This window comes from Amycolatopsis sp. NPDC058340 (genome assembly GCF_042723975.1).
GTDB lineage: Bacteria > Actinomycetota > Actinomycetes > Mycobacteriales > Pseudonocardiaceae > Amycolatopsis.
The window spans coordinates 46,069-59,632 of sequence record NZ_JBHXIB010000037.1; the positions used below are offsets into that span (position 1 = coordinate 46,069).

20 protein-coding genes are annotated in these 13,564 nt (G+C 68.5%); 7 read left to right on the forward strand and 13 right to left on the reverse strand.

The window, feature by feature from the left end:
• Nucleotides 1–2: 2 nt before the first annotated feature.
• Genes ACFWIW_RS30555 through ACFWIW_RS30580 form a run of 6 tightly spaced genes read right to left on the reverse strand, consistent with a single transcriptional unit; the run spans nucleotide 3 to nucleotide 4,614 of the window.
• Nucleotides 3–1,793, reverse strand: a complete 1,791-nt coding sequence (locus ACFWIW_RS30555) for a thiamine pyrophosphate-requiring protein (RefSeq protein ID WP_378371658.1) — start codon at nucleotides 1,791–1,793, stop codon at nucleotides 3–5.
• A 29-nt stretch (nucleotides 1,794–1,822) separates the two neighbouring features.
• Nucleotides 1,823–2,326 carry a hypothetical protein gene (locus tag ACFWIW_RS30560; RefSeq protein ID WP_378371659.1) on the reverse strand — a complete coding sequence of 168 codons (504 nt, stop codon included), beginning with the start codon at nucleotides 2,324–2,326 and terminating at the stop codon, nucleotides 1,823–1,825.
• Between the two features lie 11 nt (nucleotides 2,327–2,337).
• Nucleotides 2,338–3,633, reverse strand: a complete 1,296-nt coding sequence (locus ACFWIW_RS30565; RefSeq protein ID WP_378371660.1) for an NAD(P)/FAD-dependent oxidoreductase — start codon at nucleotides 3,631–3,633, stop codon at nucleotides 2,338–2,340.
• 2 nt (nucleotides 3,634–3,635) lie between these two features.
• Nucleotides 3,636–3,902: a DUF4235 domain-containing protein gene (locus ACFWIW_RS30570; RefSeq protein ID WP_378371661.1), complete on the reverse strand. Its 267-nt coding sequence runs from the start codon at nucleotides 3,900–3,902 to the stop codon at nucleotides 3,636–3,638.
• Nucleotides 3,899–4,204: a DUF3618 domain-containing protein gene (locus ACFWIW_RS30575; RefSeq protein ID WP_378371662.1), complete on the reverse strand. Its 306-nt coding sequence runs from the start codon at nucleotides 4,202–4,204 to the stop codon at nucleotides 3,899–3,901. The genes ACFWIW_RS30570 and ACFWIW_RS30575 overlap by 4 nt, the downstream gene beginning before the upstream one ends.
• On the reverse strand, nucleotides 4,201–4,614 hold the full coding sequence (locus ACFWIW_RS30580; RefSeq protein WP_378371663.1) for a phage holin family protein: 414 nt from the start codon (nucleotides 4,612–4,614) through the stop codon (nucleotides 4,201–4,203). The genes ACFWIW_RS30575 and ACFWIW_RS30580 overlap by 4 nt, the downstream gene beginning before the upstream one ends.
• Before the next feature lie 136 nt (nucleotides 4,615–4,750).
• On the opposite strand from ACFWIW_RS30580, the gene ACFWIW_RS30585 reads away from it, so the two are divergent.
• The 3 genes from ACFWIW_RS30585 to ACFWIW_RS30595 all read left to right on the forward strand — a co-directional run bounded on the left by ACFWIW_RS30585 (nucleotide 4,751) and on the right by ACFWIW_RS30595 (nucleotide 6,131).
• Complete coding sequence (locus tag ACFWIW_RS30585) at nucleotides 4,751–5,212, forward strand: SRPBCC family protein (RefSeq protein ID WP_038515258.1); 462 nt, start codon at nucleotides 4,751–4,753, stop codon at nucleotides 5,210–5,212.
• Between the two features lie 96 nt (nucleotides 5,213–5,308).
• Nucleotides 5,309–5,773, forward strand: a complete 465-nt coding sequence (locus ACFWIW_RS30590) for a hypothetical protein (protein WP_378371664.1) — start codon at nucleotides 5,309–5,311, stop codon at nucleotides 5,771–5,773.
• A gap of 28 nt (nucleotides 5,774–5,801) precedes the next feature.
• Nucleotides 5,802–6,131, forward strand: coding sequence for a DUF3140 domain-containing protein (locus ACFWIW_RS30595; RefSeq protein ID WP_378371665.1), 330 nt, complete (start codon nucleotides 5,802–5,804; stop codon nucleotides 6,129–6,131).
• A gap of 171 nt (nucleotides 6,132–6,302) precedes the next feature.
• On the opposite strand, the gene ACFWIW_RS30600 is transcribed toward ACFWIW_RS30595, so the two are convergent.
• The 3 genes from ACFWIW_RS30600 to ACFWIW_RS30610 all read right to left on the reverse strand — a co-directional run bounded on the left by ACFWIW_RS30600 (nucleotide 6,303) and on the right by ACFWIW_RS30610 (nucleotide 7,937).
• Complete coding sequence (locus ACFWIW_RS30600; RefSeq protein ID WP_378371666.1) at nucleotides 6,303–7,091, reverse strand: SigB/SigF/SigG family RNA polymerase sigma factor; 789 nt, start codon at nucleotides 7,089–7,091, stop codon at nucleotides 6,303–6,305.
• Nucleotides 7,088–7,540, reverse strand: coding sequence for an anti-sigma factor (locus tag ACFWIW_RS30605; protein ID WP_378371667.1), 453 nt, complete (start codon nucleotides 7,538–7,540; stop codon nucleotides 7,088–7,090). Before ACFWIW_RS30605 ends, ACFWIW_RS30600 begins: the two co-directional genes overlap by 4 nt.
• 64 nt (nucleotides 7,541–7,604) lie before the next feature.
• Nucleotides 7,605–7,937, reverse strand: coding sequence for a plasmid stabilization protein (locus tag ACFWIW_RS30610; protein WP_360095590.1), 333 nt, complete (start codon nucleotides 7,935–7,937; stop codon nucleotides 7,605–7,607).
• Nucleotides 7,938–8,049: 112 nt separating this feature from the next.
• Here ACFWIW_RS30610 and ACFWIW_RS30615 point away from each other — a divergent pair, with 112 nt between their 5' ends.
• Together ACFWIW_RS30615 and ACFWIW_RS30620 are read left to right on the forward strand one after the other, a co-directional pair.
• The gene (locus ACFWIW_RS30615) at nucleotides 8,050–9,012 is read left to right on the forward strand and encodes a TIGR03557 family F420-dependent LLM class oxidoreductase (protein WP_378371668.1); all 963 of its coding nucleotides are present in this window, start codon (nucleotides 8,050–8,052) and stop codon (nucleotides 9,010–9,012) included.
• 119 nt (nucleotides 9,013–9,131) lie between these two features.
• Nucleotides 9,132–9,323, forward strand: coding sequence for a hypothetical protein (locus tag ACFWIW_RS30620; protein WP_378371669.1), 192 nt, complete (start codon nucleotides 9,132–9,134; stop codon nucleotides 9,321–9,323).
• Nucleotide 9,324: 1 nt separating this feature from the next.
• Here ACFWIW_RS30620 and ACFWIW_RS30625 read toward each other — a convergent pair whose 3' ends face one another.
• Complete coding sequence (locus ACFWIW_RS30625; RefSeq protein WP_378371670.1) at nucleotides 9,325–9,945, reverse strand: UdgX family uracil-DNA binding protein; 621 nt, start codon at nucleotides 9,943–9,945, stop codon at nucleotides 9,325–9,327.
• Between the two features lie 71 nt (nucleotides 9,946–10,016).
• On the opposite strand from ACFWIW_RS30625, the gene ACFWIW_RS30630 reads away from it, so the two are divergent.
• The gene (locus tag ACFWIW_RS30630; protein WP_378371671.1) at nucleotides 10,017–11,330 is read left to right on the forward strand and encodes a cytochrome P450; all 1,314 of its coding nucleotides are present in this window, start codon (nucleotides 10,017–10,019) and stop codon (nucleotides 11,328–11,330) included.
• On the opposite strand, the gene ACFWIW_RS30635 is transcribed toward ACFWIW_RS30630, so the two are convergent.
• The 3 genes from ACFWIW_RS30635 to ACFWIW_RS30645 form a co-directional block, all read right to left on the reverse strand.
• The gene (locus ACFWIW_RS30635) at nucleotides 11,327–11,539 is read right to left on the reverse strand and encodes a helix-turn-helix transcriptional regulator (protein WP_016333493.1); all 213 of its coding nucleotides are present in this window, start codon (nucleotides 11,537–11,539) and stop codon (nucleotides 11,327–11,329) included. The genes ACFWIW_RS30630 and ACFWIW_RS30635 overlap by 4 nt on opposite strands.
• On the reverse strand, nucleotides 11,539–12,018 hold the full coding sequence (locus ACFWIW_RS30640) for a DUF2975 domain-containing protein (protein WP_378371672.1): 480 nt from the start codon (nucleotides 12,016–12,018) through the stop codon (nucleotides 11,539–11,541). The genes ACFWIW_RS30635 and ACFWIW_RS30640 overlap by 1 nt, the downstream gene beginning before the upstream one ends.
• Before the next feature lie 364 nt (nucleotides 12,019–12,382).
• Nucleotides 12,383–12,973 carry a GNAT family N-acetyltransferase gene (locus tag ACFWIW_RS30645; protein ID WP_378371673.1) on the reverse strand — a complete coding sequence of 197 codons (591 nt, stop codon included), beginning with the start codon at nucleotides 12,971–12,973 and terminating at the stop codon, nucleotides 12,383–12,385.
• Between the two features lie 160 nt (nucleotides 12,974–13,133).
• Between ACFWIW_RS30645 and ACFWIW_RS30650 the strand changes: the two genes are divergently transcribed.
• Nucleotides 13,134–13,541 (forward strand): VOC family protein, encoded by a 408-nt coding sequence (locus ACFWIW_RS30650; RefSeq protein ID WP_378371674.1) that lies wholly within the window; start codon nucleotides 13,134–13,136, stop codon nucleotides 13,539–13,541.
• The last annotated feature ends 23 nt before the right edge of the window (nucleotides 13,542–13,564 follow it).

Below are 13,564 nucleotides of genomic sequence, written 5' to 3' on the forward strand. Positions count from 1 at the left end.
CCTCAGCGACGTGAAGGCAGCAGTTCCTGCATCTTCGTCTTGATGCCCTGCGTCAGCAGGTGCCAGGCGTCGGGTTCGCCCTTGAGGACGGCTTCGGTCATGGCCTTCACCTGGTCGAAGGTGGCGTGCGGCGGAATGGGCGGCACCTCGGGATCGCAGCGGACGTCGAGCACGGTCGGCACGTCGGTCGACAACGCGACGTCCCACGCTTCACCCAGCCGGGCGGGATCGTCGACGGCGATCCCGCCGAGGCCGATCTCCAGCGCGAAGTCCGAATAGGACACTTCCGGCAGGGTCTGCGACGGCTCGAACTTCGGCGCGCCGCCCATCGCGCGCAGTTCCCAGGTGACCTGGTTCAGATCGCCGTTGTGGAACACGCAGACGACGCACCGCGGGTCCGTCCACAGTTCGCGGTACCGGGCGATGGTCAGCAGTTCCGCCATCCCGTTCATCTGCATCGCGCCGTCGCCGACCAGCGCGATCACCGGCCGGTCGGGATGGGCGAACTTCGCGCCGACGGCGTAGGGGACACCGGAACCCATCGTCGCGAGGGTGCCGGAAAGCGTGCCCCGCATGCGGCCGCGCATCCGGAGGTTCCTGGCGTACCAGTTGGTGGCCGAACCGGAGTCGGCGGTGACGATGGCGTCCTCGGGGATCCGCTCGGACAACTCGTGCACGATCCGCATCGGGTTGACCGGTTCCGCGTCCAGCATCGCCTGGCGGGTCAGCGTCTCCTGCCATTCGCCGACGTTCTTCTCGATCTTTTCCCGCCAGCCGCGGTCCGTTTTGCGCTCCAGCAACGGGATCAGCTGCTGCAAGGTGCCCTTCGCGTCGCCGAGCAGGTTCACCTCGGTCGGATACCGCAGGCCGAGGAACCGGGGATCGATGTCGATCTGGACGGCCCTGGCCTGACCGAATTCCGGCAGGAACTGCGCGTACGGCATATTCGAGCCGACGATCAGGAGCGTGTCGCAGTCCCGCATCATCTCGTACGTCGGCCGCGTGCCGAGCAGCCCGATGGAGCCGGTGACGTACGGCAGGTCATCGGGCAGGACGTCCTTGCCCAGCAACGCTTTCGCCACTCCGGCACCGGTGAGTCCGGCGACCTCGCGCAGTTCGGTGACGGCGTTGCGCGCGCCCTGCCCGACCAGGATCGCGACCTTTTCGCCCGCGTTGAGCACCTCCGCCGCACGGGCGACCTCTTCCGACGGCGGGATGACACTGGCCCGCGGGTGATCGGGCGGGGAGGACGGCACGTGCTTGAACTCGTGCTGCGGCGGCTGATAGGTCTCCTCCTGCAGATCCGCCGGGATGATCAGCGCCGTGGGCGCGCGCTGGGCGATGGACGTGCGGAGGGCGCGGTCGAGGGCGTTCGGCAGCTGTTCGGGGACGTTGACCTCGACGAGGTACTCGCTCGCGACGTCCTTGAACAGCGCCTGCAGGTCCACTTCCTGCTGATAGCTGCCGCCCATCGCGCTGCGCGCCGTCTGGCCGACGATCGCCACCACCGGCACGTGGTCGAGTTTGGCGTCGTACAGGCCGTTGAGCAGGTGGATCGCCCCGGGGCCGGACGTCGCCATGCAGACACCGGGCCGTCCGCTCAGCTTCGCGTATCCGACGGCCGCGAACGCCGCCATCTCCTCATGGCGCGTCTGTACGAAACGTGGCTTGTTCTCGGCCGCGCCGAACGCGGTCACCAGCCCGTTGATGCCGTCGCCGGGATAGGCGAAGACCTGCTCCACGTCCCATTCGCGCAGCCTGGTCAGAACATGGTCCGCAACGGTTTCGCTCATGGCCGCCGGATACCGCCCGGGTCCGGCGCCTAAACGTCCTGGAGGATCTTGGTGATCCCCGCGACGACGTCCGGATGCCCGAGCGGTAGCGGCGGCGGGATCCGGTTGTACGGCTCACCGGTGCTGTGGGCGAGCACCTCCACCGCGGTCCCGGCGGAGCGCACCCGTTCGGCGAGTTCGGAGGATTCGTCCGGTACCGGGTCGACCAGCAGGACATGGGCCGCGGCGCCGGGATGCCGTTCGGCCAGCCGCAGCGCGTCCGCGGCCGAGCCGCCTGCCGCCACCACGTCGATCGGCGGGCCACCGGGTTCCGCGTCACCGAGGACGTCTTCGGCCTGGCTGAGCGCGCCGTCGACGGGCAGCCTGCACCAGATGACCTGACGCTGGGCCGCGAGCGGCCGCCATGTCGCCGGGAGTTCGCCGTGCTTCCCCTCGCCCGCGGGGTCGAGGACCAGCAGCTTCGCCGCTTCGTCGCCGCCTTCGGTGACCACGGAGGGACCTTCGGCGCGGACGGGATCGGATTCGGCGGTCATGGGCGTCTCCTCTAGCGGTTCATACGGGGGAGTTCGGGGGAATCCGTGTCCAGTGGCACGGAACCCGAGCGGACGAGTCCCAATTGGACGGTCTGGCGTTTCGTCACCGCTTCCAATGCCCAGTCCGTGGCGGTCCGCAGCCGGTTGCCCGGCATGGCGAGCAGGTGATAGCCGCGGGTGACCGCTTTCGCGGCGAATCCGGAAAGCGGGATGTGCAAGGGATTCGCGGCGGCCTGGTGGGCGCCGAGGTCGACGACGAAGCCGAGGTCGTGGTGCCGGTAGGTGCCGTGCGAACCGTGCCCGAGGGACGCCGCCACGTTCCGTCCGGCGAGCTTGCCCTGCCGTTCGGCGTGCTGGGCCGTCATCGGCGTGTACTCGCCGGGCCTGGTCAGATCCGGCACGGCCGCCGCGTCCCCGCAGGCGTAGACGTCGCGCCGCCCGGGAACGTTCAGCTGCGCCGTCACGACCAGCCTGCCCTTGGCCGTCTTCAGCCCGAGATCCTCGATGAGCGGATCCGGCCGGACGCCGACGCACCACACCAGCGTGTGGGTCGGCACGGATTCGCCGGAGGTCAGAGTGACGCCGTCTTGCCCGGCGTTCTCGATCGACGTCTTCATCAGCACCTCGACGCCGCGTGCGCGCAACACCTCGTCCGCGGTGGCGCCGAGCCGCCGGTCGAGTTCCGGCAGGACCCGGTCGGCCAGATCCAAAAGCAGCCACCGGATCTTCTGCTCCTTCAGCTCGGGGTGCCGGGCGGCAAGCGCGGCGGTGAACGCCGGCCCCTGCGCGGCGACCTCCGTGCCGGTGTACCCCGCGCCGACCACGACGAACGTGCAGCGCGCGTCGCGTTCGGCCGGATCCTCGGCGGAGGCGGCGAGCTCTATCTGCCGGGTGACGTGATCCCGCAGGTACAGGGCTTCGGGCAGACCGCGGAAGCCGTGGGCGTACTCCGGCACGCCGGGAATCGGCAGCAGCTTGTTGACACTGCCCGCGGCGAGCACGAGACGGTCGTAGCCGAGATGGTGCTCGCGGTCCTCGGGGTCGGTGTAGGTCACGGTGCGGCCGTCGAAGTCGACCGACGTCGCGGTGCCGAGCACGAGGCGCACGCCGCGCAGCGTGCCGGGAATGGAGACCGAGATCCGCCGCGGTTCCAGGATCCCGGCGGCGACTTCGGGCAGCAGGGGGAGATAGAGGAAGTAGTCGGTCGGGTTCAGCACCACGATCTCGGTGTCGTCGCCGGCCGATTTGAGCAGGGTCTTCGCCGCGTTGTACCCGGCGAAGCCGCCTCCGATGATCACCACCCGCATCGTCAGTCCTCCGTGGGCCAGTCGCCGGTCGCCTTGCGATAGCCGACCGCGCCCGCGCGCTCCGTGGCCGCCTTCACCGCGCCGAAGATCGCGCCCTGCGCGGCGGCCGCGACGATCACCTGGGTCCAGGTGAAATCCCGGTCGGTGGCGTTCGGCGCGTCCTCGTCGCCGCTCACGCGTTTCCAGATCTGCTTGAACGCGATCCCGGCGAGCACACCGCCCGCGGCGCTGACGACCATGTTCAGCGGTTTGTAGAGAACCTTGTTCACGACGAAGACCTCTTTCGCAGGATCAGCCGGATGGTGACGAGCAGCGCGAGCACCCCGGCGAAGATCGGCAGGGGATTGGCACGCACGATTTCGGTGCCCTGGCGGAACTTTTCGGCCGCCGGCTCGGACACCTTGTCGGAGATCGCGGAGCTGGCCTGATCGACCTTCGCGTCGAGGTTGTCGTTCACCCTCGTCTTGACGTCCATCTTCTTGCCCAGCGCGTCGAGCGTCTCGGTGAGTTCTTCACGCGTCACGTCGCGATCGGCGCGGGCTTCTTCGGCGTTCTTGGGGAAATCGGTCATGAGCGCACTCCTTGTTTGACGGTGTCGACATCGTCACGGACACCCTCGATCGCCTCTTCCGGCACCGGCGGGGTCGCGCTCGAGACCTCCTTCTTGCCGACGACCGCGGAAAGACCGCCGATCAGCAGCAGCGCCGCGCCCGTCACCACGGCCGCCAGCCACGCCGGCATGACCAAGGCGAGCGCCAGCACCACCGCGGCGATCAGGGTCGCCAGGCCGAAGAGCGCGAAAATGCCCGCCACGCCGAACAATCCGGCGCCGAGTCCCATTTTCTTCCCCTTGCCCTGCAACTCGAACACGGCGAGCCGGATCTCGTCGCGGACCAGGTGTTTGACCTCGTCACCGAGATCGGAAACCAGTTCGCCGACCGACCTTTCCTCGGGCGGCTTCCGGTGGGTCTCTTCGATCATGGGGCACCTCCTCGGAGCGTTCTGCCCGCCGGGTACCCGGCCGTCCGGCGGGTCAATCACAGCGTGTTTCGCTCCACTGAGCGCCGGGTAGCCGGGGAGTGCCGGCTCGAAAAGCACCCAACCGACAGGAGGATGCATGAGCACGATCACCGAAATGGTGGACGTCGAAGTCCCGGTGAAGACCGCGTACAACCAGTGGACCCAGTTCGAGAGCTTCCCGCAGTTCATGGAAGGTGTCGAGGAGATCCGTCAGATCGACGCGACCCACACCCACTGGGTGACCAAATTCGGTGGGGTGAGCCGGGAATTCGACGCGACGATCACCGAACAACATCCCGACGAACGTGTCGCGTGGACGTCGGACTCCGGTCCCGACCACGCGGGCGTCATCACCTTCCATCGCCTGGACGACAACAAGACCCGTGTCACGGCGCAGATGGAGATCGACCCGGAAGGCTTCGCCGAGAACGTCGCCGACAAACTCGGCGTGCTCGATCGCCGGATCAAGGGCGATATGAAGCGGTTCAAGGACTTCATCGAGAGCCGCGGCCGCGAGTCCGGCGCGTGGCGCGGTGACGTGGACCGCCCCGGCAGCTGACCACCGCCCGGGACCTCCCCTGGAAGACCGCGTTTTCCAGGGGGAGGTCCCGGGTATCACAGTGGGTGAGGTCCATTACGAAGGGAGCGTTCCGGCATGACTACCAACGCATACGTGGCCTTCCTCGTCATCGGGGTGGCGCTGGTCATGCTCGACGGTCTGATCATCTACCAGAGCGGTAAACGCTATCTGCGGGGTTCGCACGGAGATCCGGCCGCGGGCGCGTCCATGACGTGGCTCGTGACGGTGCTGTTCCACCTCGCGACCTTGGGCGTTCTGGCGCTGCTGTCGACCATCGACATCGGGGGCAGCGACCTTCCCGGTGTGGTGGGCAGGCTCGGTGTCCTGCTGCTGGTGCTGGCCATCGCCCACGCGATCACGCTCAGCGTGCTTTCGCGGATCCGTGGTGAGCAGGAGGCCGAAGCGGTCATCAACCGGCCCAGGCAGCGCGTCGAGCCCGAACAGCAGGGCACGACCGTGACGCCGGTGCCCGGGCAGGACGGCCGTTACCCGGCGGCGAGCCCGTCGATCGAAAACCAGGCGCCGTACACGACGCCGTAGAAGTCGAGTGCTGGCAGGAGGTTTCGCCGTGCACGAGATCGATGACGAACTGTGGGACGAATTCCATCGCGTGGTCAACATGACCTCGCGGGAACTGGCCGACTGGCTGCGCACGCGGTCGGCCGACGACGAGGACGAAGCACTGCCGGATCAGGCGGGGACACCGACCGGGCGCCATGTGCTGGGCATCCTCGGCAAGCGCCGGACCGACCTCACCGCCGAGGACGAGCGGGTGATGCGCTCGGTCGTGCGGCGGGTCGAGGCGGAACGACGCGACGATCTGGAACCGGTCGCGGGCGAGGCGCACTGGCGGCACAAGCTGATGTCGGTGGGGCACGATCCGCTGAAACCCGCCTGATCCTTTTCCGTGAAGGCCCCCTTCACTGCGCTGGACGCAGTGAAGGGGGCCTTCACGTACTTTCCGGCCCGGGCGCCAAGGCGTAACTCACGTGATTGAAGGCGGAACACGCGAGTTACGCCTCCAATCACGCGAGTTACGCCTGTAAGCACGCGAGTTCGGCTTTGAGCGCTACTCCGAGAGCTTCCCGCGCAGCTGTTCCAGCGTCTGCGACAGGAGCCGCGAAACGTGCATCTGCGAGATGCCGATCCGTTCCGCGATCTGCGTCTGGGTGTAGCCGCCGAAGAACCGCATGACGAGGATCGCGCGTTCGCGCTTCGGGAGTTCCCGCAGCAGCGGTTGCAGCGCCTCGTGGGTCTCGACCAAGGCCATCTCGTGGTCCTCCTCGCCGATCGTGTCGGCGAGGGAGAGGGCCTCGGTGGCGTTGTCGTGGACCGGTTTGTCGACCGACAGCGTCTGGTACGCCTGGCCGGCCAGCAGCCCTTCGCGTACGTCGTTGACCTCGAGCCCGAGGTGTTCGGCGAGTTCGGTCGGCGTCGGCGCGCGGCCGAGCCGCTGGGACAGCGCGGCGGTGCCCTGGCTGAGCGAGACGTGGAGTTCCTTGAGCCGCCTCGGAACCCGCACCGACCAGCCGGTGTCCCGGAAGTGACGCCGGACCTCGCCCATCACCGTGGGCACGGCGAACGAGAGGAAATCGTGCCCACGGCCGGGGTCGAACCGGTCGACCGCGTTGATCAGGCCGATCCGCGCCACCTGCACCAGGTCCTCGCGGGGTTCTCCCCGGCCGGAGAACCTGGTGGCGATGTGCTCGGCGAGCGGCAGGAGCTCGGTGACGAGGCGGGCGCGCAGATCTTGGCGGCGCGGGGAGTCCTCCGGCAGCGACGACAACTCCTCGAAGAGGGGTTCGCAATGGGCGTAGTCGTCAGCCTGCCGGGTGAGGGTCTTGCGCTCGCCACTCACCCGTCGCTCGTTCCCGGGGTCAGGACGAGCTCGATCGTCGTCGTGCCCCCCAGTTCGCCGGGGATCGGTTCGCATCGCGCGGTCACCGACCCGGTCAAGGTCGTCAAGACATGCCAGCCGAAGGTCGTCTCGCTCGGCAGGTAGGGCCTGCTCGTCCGCGTGGAGATCGAGACGGCTATTCCTTCCGGTATCTCGTGAAAGACACAACAAAGAACGGCTCCCAGTTCTGCGGGCTGGACAAGTTGGGAACAGGCTTCGTCGACGGCCATCTTCGCGTCTGAAATGGCGTCCAAGCCGAAGTCCGCACGGGCCACGAGACCGTGGGCGAGTGTGCGGACGAGAGGGATCTGCTCCGCCTCGGCGGGCAGACGCAGTTCGACCCGGTCGGACAGGCCGTCCGACTGGGACCGGGTCTGCGGGGTCAGGCCGCCCCGCCCGTATGCATCCATTACGAAGTCCATCCGTCCATGGCCGTGGGTAGACCGCGGCGGGGATCCGCCGCGTGACGCGTGCTCAACGGCCCAGAGCTCGTTGAAGCTCCTTTTTGGACATCTTCGACCTGCCCTTGACGTTGCGCTGCTTCGCTTCGTTGTAGAGCTGGTCCTTCGTCGGGCCGTTCGGGCCCAGCCGGTTCCCGGAGCGCTTGCCACCACGCCGCTGCGGTGACATGTCCTCCAGGGACGTCCGGCTCGCCTCGCGTGACTCGCCCGCCTGCGCGCGGTTCTTGTTCACCGTCCGCGCGGCGATCTCCTCGGCCCGGTCGGTGCTCGCGCCCCGGTCCTTCGCCGAATCCTTGATGTGCTCGTACTGACGTTCTCGTTTGTCGCTCCAAGCCTGCTGCGGCATCGCGGCTCCTCTCCTTCTTCGGGTCAGGTACCCCGTTCGATTCGCCGGATAAACGTCCGGTTGACCCCGGGAACGGGCGGGTACGCGGGGGTCGGACGCGAAGGAGGCTTCGATGCGCATCGGCTACACGCTCATGACCGAACAGGCCGGACCGAAGGACCTGGTGGGATACGCCGCCGGGGGTGAGAAGGCGGGATTCGACTTCGAGGTGATGAGTGACCACTATTCGCCGTGGCTCGACGAACAGGGGCATTCGCCGTACGCGTGGAGCGTGCTGGGCGCGGTCACGCAGAGCACCGAACGGGTCGAACTGATGACCTTCGTGACGTGCCCGACCATGCGCTATCACCCGGCGGTGGTGGCGCAGAAGGCGGCGACCGTCCAGGCGCTGTCGAACGGCCGGTTCACCCTCGGGCTCGGCGCGGGGGAGAACCTCAACGAGCACGTCGTCGGCCGCGGCTGGCCGCCGGCGAACATCCGCCACGAGATGCTGGCCGAAGCGGTCCAGATCATCGGCGGGCTCTTCGACGGCGGCTACTTCAACTACAAGGGTGACCACTTCCGGGTGGACTCGGCGAAACTCTGGGATCTGCCGGAACAGCGCGTGCCCCTCGCGGTCGCGGTGTCCGGGTCGCAGTCGGTGACCCGTTTCGCGCCGATCGCCGACGCGATGATCGCGGTGGAACCGGACGAATCCCTGAGCCGGGAGTGGGACGCCACCAAACTCGGCCCGCCCGCCAGGAAGATCGCCCAGCTGCCGGTGTCCTGGGGCGAGGATCGCGACGCCGCGATCCGGCGGGCGCACGAGCAGTTCCGCTGGTTCGGCGGTGGCTGGAAGGTCAACGCCGAACTGCCGGGGCCGTCGGGGTTCGCCGGGGCGACGCAGTTCGTCACGCCGGACGACGTCGCCGCGGCGATCCCGTGCGGTCCCGACGTGGACGGGATCGTGAAACGGGCGGGCGAGTTCGAGGCGGCCGGGTTCACCGATCTTGCCTTGATCCAGATCGGCGGCGACCAGCAGGAAGGCTTCCTGCGCTTCGCCGAGGACACGCTGCTCCCGGCACTGCGGAGCTGATTCACACAGACGGAGTAGGGACGCTGTGTCTCCGCACACCCGAACGGGGGCACCTGTGTTCAAACCCGCGAAGGCGGGTATCAGAGCGACACGTCATCCTTCAGCCAAAGGGGGAACCGATGCACAACGACCTCGGACTTCATCCGGTACCGGACCTGCTGCCGGAGGGTCAGGACACACCGGAGCAAGAGGCCATCCGGCGTAAGGCGGCCCTCGCCGTGGCTTCGCGGGCCAAGAGCCCCGAAGACTGCGCGACCCTGCTGGACATGCTCGGCCTGCACGACAGCGGCCGCAGCTCCGAAGTGGCCTGATTCAGCGGGCGCCGCGCGCCGCCACGAGATCCGCGACGAAGGCCTGGTAGGCCTCGTCGCGATCCGGCGCGCGCAGTACCGCGGACGGGTGCACCGTGGCGACCGCGGTGGCGGCGAACTCGGCGAGGTCGATCCGCTCCCCGCGGCTTCGCGTGATGCGGAAGTCGTCGCCCAGCAGCGCCTTCGCCGCCGTCGCACCGAGGAAGATCAGCAGATCCGGATGGACCGCCGCCAGTTCGGCGTGCAGCCACGGACGGCAGGCGACGATCTCGGTCTTCGACGGTGTCTTGTGGATACGCCGTTTGCCGCGTTCGCCGCGGCTGAATTTGAAATGCTTGACCGCGTTGGTGACGTAGATCTTCCCGCGATCGAAGCCCGCTTCGTCGAGGGCCCGGTCGAGCAGCCGCCCGGCGGGTCCCACGAACGGGGCGCCCTGCCGATCCTCCTGGTCGCCTGGTTGTTCGCCGATCACCATGATCTCCGCCGCGCGCGGGCCTTCGCCGAAGACGGTCTGGGTGGCGTCACGGTAGAGGTCGCAGCCGCGGCAGCCGGACGCCGCCGAACGCAGCTCGCCCAGGTCGGCGGTCTCGGGCGGATCCGCCCCGGGTGCCTTGGTCGCCATGGCCGGCGGATTCCCCGCCCGGCCGTGGGACAAACCGATTACGTGCGCGCCGTGCCGGGTAGCCCTTCGCCATGGCGACTACGACCGGACCAGCCATCGCTTCCGTCCAGGACACCGTGCGTGTCGCGCTGCGGGTCGTGCTGCCCACGCTCGCCGGCGGGGTGATCAAACGGCGGCCGCTGGGGCTGGCCGCGGCGCAGAAACTCCAGCTGGACCGTCCCGCGGTGCGGCTGTTGTGCCGGCTCCGGTCCCAGTACGGCCCGGGGCCGCTGCGCCTGCGGGTGCCCGGCCGGACCATCGATCTGGCGCTGTCGGGGGACGACGTCGGTGACGTGCTCGCCGCCGCGCCGGTCCCGTTCAGCCCGTCGACCAAGGAGAAGCGGGCGGCACTGGGGCATTTCCAGCCCCACGGCGTACTCGTGTCGGACGCGGTGGAGCGGGCGCCGCGCCGCGAGTTCAACGAAGAGGTCCTCGAACCGGGCAAGCCGTTGCACGACCTCGCCGCCCCCTTCGCCGCGGCGATCGGCGAGGAAGCGGCGTCGCTCTGGGACGGCGGCACGCTGGACTGGGACACCTTCAACGTCGCCTGGTGGCGGATCGTCCGCCGGGTCACGCTCGGCGAGTCCGCGGCCGGCGACGACGGCCTCACCGACATGCTCGCCCGGCTGCGGAAGGACGCGAACTGGGCATACGCGCACCCTCGGCGCGACCGGCTCCACGATCAGTTCCGCACCCGGCTCATCGGCCATCTGGAACGGGCGGAGCCGGGAAGCCTCGCCGAAGCCATCGCGTCGGCGGGCCCGGCGGGCGAGCGGACGATGGAGGTCGTCGCCGACCAGGTCGCCCACTGGCTCTTCGCGTTCGACGCCGCCGGGATCGTCACGTTCCGCGCGCTCGCGCTGCTGGCCACCCACCCGGCCGCCAGGGAACGCGCCGACGAGGAGGTCGCGGCCGCCGACCTGAGCCTGCCCGGCCAGTTCCCGTACTTGCGCGCCTGCGCCCTCGAATCGGTCCGGCTGTGGCCGACCACGCCCGCGCTGCTGCGCGAGAGCACGGCCGAGACGGCGTGGGGACCGGCGGGGACCACGGTGCTGATCTTCACCCCGTTCTTCCACCGCGATCCCGAATCGCTGCCCTACGCCGACCGGTTCGAACCAGGGATCTGGCTCGACGGCAGTGCGGCGGCGAATCCCGCGCTGGTCCCGTTCAGCGCCGGGCCCGCCATCTGCCCCGGCCGGGATCTGGTGCTGTTCTGCACGAGCACGATGCTGGCGCACCTGATCAAGGACCGCCGTTTGGAACTGGCCTCCGGTGCCGTCCTCGGGCCGGAGCGGCCGTTGCCCGCGACGCTGGACAACTTCCACCTGAGGTTCTCGGCGGCCTAAGGCTCGTCTGGGACCCATTCGAGCAGGTCGCCGGGCTGGCATTCGAGCACCCGGCACATCGCTTCGAGTGTGCTGAACCGGACGGCTTTGGCGCGGCCGTTCTTCAGCACCGCGACGTTCGCCGGGGTGAGGCCGACGAGCTCGGCGAATTCCCCGACGCTCAGCTTGCGCTTGGCCAGTTCGACGTCGATGCGGACGACGATCGGCATCAGATCACCTGTTCGAGGTCGGAGCGCAGGGTGGTGGCCTGCCGCAGCAGGGTGCGCAGCACGATCATGAGCAGGCCGAGCACGGCGACGCCGATCAACGGCAGGAACAACAGCAGTGGCAGGGCGGGATCGTCGGCGTTGAAGCCGACGTAGAGGAACACGCCCGCCAGCACCACCCAGCCCGCGAGGATCGCCCACACGATGGCGTCCACCCAGCGCATGGACGCCTCGGTGAAGATCCGGTCCTTCTTGACCAGGGAGAGCAGTTGCCAGGTGGCGACGATCACGACCTGGACGCACAGCACCCAGAAGACGGAGATCGCCGTCGCGGGCCAGCGCAGGTACGCCATTTCCGGATCAACCTGTGCCAAATGCGCGAACTGGCTTGGCAGGGACATGGTCTGGAAGAGGACGAGGATCCCGAAGAGCAGCACGAGGAAGACCCGGAGGGGCGCGACCGCCCGTTGAGCTGTGATCATGCATCGAGTTTCGCGCGTTATCTATCGAAAGTCAATCGATAGCTATCGAGGGGCGGTGGGCTGAAAGCGTCCTTCGCCGCATCTGACGCGGTGAAAGGCCCCTTCAGTCCGCGGTGGTCGGGCGCCTCGTGGGGTGGCTTTCGCGACGCCCTGGGCCGGGCCGGTCGCCGCCCGCGAGCCGGAGCGCAGGTCCAGCCGCATCGGCCAGCGCGGGTTTGTGGTCGGGGCCGTCGGGGCGCGGCGCTTGGGGCGTCCTGGGGAAGGTTGCGAAAGCCACTTTCGCAACCTTCAACGTCGCGAAAGTGGCTTTCGCGACGCTGCTGGCCCTGCGGCGGCGGGTGTCCGAGGCTTCGCGACGCGCCGCTCACGAGCCGGAGCGCAGGTCCAGCCGCATGAGCCAGCGCGGCTTCCGGTCCGACCGCGCCTTCGTCTCCGCGACCAGTTCGAACCCCGCCGCCGCGAACAGCCCGATGGTCCCCACGTGGGCCGCGGAGGAGTTGATCCGCCCTTCGCCGGGGTCGACGGGATAGCCCTCGATGACGGGGGCATCGTGCGACCGCGCGTAGGAGACGGCGCCGTCCAGCAGCGCGTGCGCCACACCTTTCCGGCGATGGCCTGCCCGGACGACGAAACAGACGACCGTCCACGCCGGGATGTCGTCGATCGGCGGCATCGTGCGGGAACGCGTCATCCGGTGCAGCCGCGCGCGCGGGCCGACGCCGCACCAGCCGACCGGGGTGGCGCCGTCGTAGGCGAGCACGCCCGGCGCCGGATCCGCCGCGCACAGGGCGCGGACGTGCCCGGCGCGTTCGTCGCCGCGCAACCGGCTGTAGTCCGCGGGTTTCGCGCGGTAGGCGAGACACCAGCAGGCGCGATCGTTCCCGTTCGGATTGAGGATGGTCGCGACGTCGCCGAACCGGTCGGCGGTCGCGGGATGGATCCGGAACGAGGGCATGTGGCGACATTAAAGCGGCACTCGGGAAATCGCTCACGTATTCGGCGAACGGGGTTGAATTTTTCGTTGCGCGAAGGATTCACCCGGCCGTAGTCCAGCCGTTGTCGCGTCAGGGGGCGTCTGCCAGGATGCTCGTGACCCGACCAGAAGGAGCGTTCCAGTGGCTTCTCGTCTCAATCCCTACATCAGCTTCGCCGGCGACGCCCGGCAGGCCATGGAGTTCTACAAGTCGGTGTTCGGCGGGGAACTGACGCTGAATACGTTCGGTGAGTCCGGTATGGCGGGAACGCCTGCCGAGGATCAGATCATGCACAGCCAGCTCGATTCCCCGAGCGGCTACACGATCATGGCGTCGGACACGCCGCCGGGAATGGAGCACAAACCGGGCACCAACGTGTCGGTCAGCCTCAGCGGCGACGACGGTGAGGAATTGCGCGGATACTGGGAGAAACTCTCCGCCGAAGGTACCGTTTCGGTTCCCTTCGAAAAGCAGATGTGGGGCGACGTATTCGGTGCCTGCACCGACAAGTTCGGCATCTCGTGGATGGTGAACGTCATTCAATCCTAGGGCCTTCCGGCCTCGCCCGGTCC

Bases quoted from the DNA above. Each gene is read 5' to 3' on its own strand.
- ACFWIW_RS30555 (WP_378371658.1), bottom strand. From the start codon at position 1,793: ATGAGCGAAACCGTTGCGGACCATGTTCTGACCAGGCTGCGCGAATGG.
- ACFWIW_RS30560 (WP_378371659.1), bottom strand. From the start codon at position 2,326: ATGACCGCCGAATCCGATCCCGTCCGCGCCGAAGGTCCCTCCGTGGTC.
- ACFWIW_RS30565 (WP_378371660.1), bottom strand. From the start codon at position 3,633: ATGCGGGTGGTGATCATCGGAGGCGGCTTCGCCGGGTACAACGCGGCG.
- ACFWIW_RS30575 (WP_378371662.1), bottom strand. From the start codon at position 4,204: ATGACCGATTTCCCCAAGAACGCCGAAGAAGCCCGCGCCGATCGCGAC.
- ACFWIW_RS30580 (WP_378371663.1), bottom strand. From the start codon at position 4,614: ATGATCGAAGAGACCCACCGGAAGCCGCCCGAGGAAAGGTCGGTCGGC.
- ACFWIW_RS30585 (WP_038515258.1), top strand. From the start codon at position 4,751: ATGAGCACGATCACCGAAATGGTGGACGTCGAAGTCCCGGTGAAGACC.
- ACFWIW_RS30590 (WP_378371664.1), top strand. From the start codon at position 5,309: ATGACTACCAACGCATACGTGGCCTTCCTCGTCATCGGGGTGGCGCTG.
- ACFWIW_RS30605 (WP_378371667.1), bottom strand. From the start codon at position 7,540: ATGGATGCATACGGGCGGGGCGGCCTGACCCCGCAGACCCGGTCCCAG.
- ACFWIW_RS30610 (WP_360095590.1), bottom strand. From the start codon at position 7,937: ATGCCGCAGCAGGCTTGGAGCGACAAACGAGAACGTCAGTACGAGCAC.
- ACFWIW_RS30615 (WP_378371668.1), top strand. From the start codon at position 8,050: ATGCGCATCGGCTACACGCTCATGACCGAACAGGCCGGACCGAAGGAC.
- ACFWIW_RS30620 (WP_378371669.1), top strand. From the start codon at position 9,132: ATGCACAACGACCTCGGACTTCATCCGGTACCGGACCTGCTGCCGGAG.
- ACFWIW_RS30625 (WP_378371670.1), bottom strand. From the start codon at position 9,945: ATGGCGACCAAGGCACCCGGGGCGGATCCGCCCGAGACCGCCGACCTG.
- ACFWIW_RS30630 (WP_378371671.1), top strand. From the start codon at position 10,017: ATGGCGACTACGACCGGACCAGCCATCGCTTCCGTCCAGGACACCGTG.
- ACFWIW_RS30635 (WP_016333493.1), bottom strand. From the start codon at position 11,539: ATGCCGATCGTCGTCCGCATCGACGTCGAACTGGCCAAGCGCAAGCTG.
- ACFWIW_RS30640 (WP_378371672.1), bottom strand. From the start codon at position 12,018: ATGATCACAGCTCAACGGGCGGTCGCGCCCCTCCGGGTCTTCCTCGTG.
- ACFWIW_RS30645 (WP_378371673.1), bottom strand. From the start codon at position 12,973: ATGCCCTCGTTCCGGATCCATCCCGCGACCGCCGACCGGTTCGGCGAC.